Source organism: Methylomonas sp. BG-2, assembly GCF_057766305.1.
Map to the genome: position 1 here is coordinate 1 of NZ_JBYMAP010000480.1, position 1,286 is coordinate 1,286.

At 50.7% G+C, this 1,286-nt stretch carries 1 protein-coding gene, 1 tRNA gene and 1 pseudogene; 1 reads left to right on the forward strand and 2 read right to left on the reverse strand.

Annotated elements, in window-relative coordinates:
* Window positions 1–215: 215 nt before the first annotated feature.
* Window positions 216–292 (reverse strand) — tRNA-Pro (locus tag AC3B8H_RS21435).
* A 179-nt stretch (window positions 293–471) separates the two neighbouring features.
* A complete protein-coding gene (locus tag AC3B8H_RS21440) occupies window positions 472–690 on the reverse strand; it encodes a cold-shock protein (protein WP_064025375.1) in 219 nt (72 codons plus the stop codon).
* A gap of 245 nt (window positions 691–935) precedes the next feature.
* Here AC3B8H_RS21440 and AC3B8H_RS21445 point away from each other — a divergent pair.
* Window positions 936–1,286, forward strand: a pseudogene (locus AC3B8H_RS21445) (hypothetical protein); the annotation flags it as partial.

Genomic DNA, 1,286 nt, shown 5'->3' on the forward strand with positions numbered 1-1,286 from the left:
CGGAAAACCCCGTTCTAAAAGCTGGGGTGGATTGACGCAACCAAGGCCATTCCGGTGAAGGGTTAAAATTTTCGAATGTTACAAACCTTGTAAAACAAGCAAGTTTAGGGACAGCGAAACGGCACGGCATAGCTTGGCCGGCAATCGATGGACTTTATTCTTGAGTATTTATCGATGACAATTGAAAACAACTGGTGGTTTTCAAAAACTTGAACTGGTCGGAGTGAGAGGATTCGAACCTCCGGCCCCTGCCTCCCGAAGGCAGTGCTCTACCAAGCTGAGCTACACTCCGATGCTGTCTTGGAAGGTCTATTCTAACAAAGATGGGTAGCTACGGCACAAGCTTTTGTCGAGCCAGGATGAAACGGCCGTGATTGGGCGTTTGGCCCCGCGAAGCGTAAAAGAGAGGCTGGCGGCCAACCGGATGCGATTTGAAAAAGGCTGCCGACCTTTCGGCAGCCTTCCGAGACGTTAGATAATGCTAACTTCTTCGGCTTGCGGACCTTTAGGACCACGGCCCAATTTAAACTGCACGTGCTGGCCTTCGTCCAGGGTTCTGTAGCTGTTGTTCGGGTTCAGAATGTTTTTGAAATGAACGAAAACATCCGGACCTTGTTTTTGCTCGATAAAGCCGAAGCCTTTATCCGCGTTAAACCATTTGACAACACCGGTGGTGAAAGTAGTAGACATGATAAGTCCTAGAAAAATATTAAAATGTGGCCTGCGATAGGCCGGTAACGCTGGTAAATGCAGGAATTACTAAATGAAGAACAAGGACGAATGTCTAACTTACCGACACCGATTTGATAAACAAAGGTAAAAACGTATTTTCTAGCTGGCCTTATTCTAGGCTGATTCGCCGGCTTGTCAATCTAATTCGTTTCTTTAGAGGAGAGATGAACTACCCTGACATCATTTGTTGGAGGATTTTAGATTTGACGACCATTGCGGCCTGGATACGCCCCTTGCTCCGCTTTGGGTACTGCGCGGAAGCCGGCGCGGCTATCCTGTTCTTCGGCAGTCTGGCCCAATTGCCTGATTTGCACAACGCCGGCGTTGCCGCATTGGCCGAATTAAGCCAACAAGGCTACCGCGTCCCTAGCGAAAATGACCCGGTACGAGTGTTTCCAGCATTAACGAGCGGCCAATTCAGCGCCAACCATGCCGGCGGCTGGCGGCCCGGCAGCATATATCTGCGCCAGCGACCCCAAGGCGGTTTGGATGCGGCGGTCTATCTGCGCCACGAACTGTTTCACGAAGCCAGCCATCTCAGCTGCGGCGGGCTT

Bases quoted from the DNA above. Each gene is read 5' to 3' on its own strand.
- AC3B8H_RS21440 (WP_064025375.1), bottom strand. From the start codon at position 690: ATGTCTACTACTTTCACCACCGGTGTTGTCAAATGGTTTAACGCGGAT.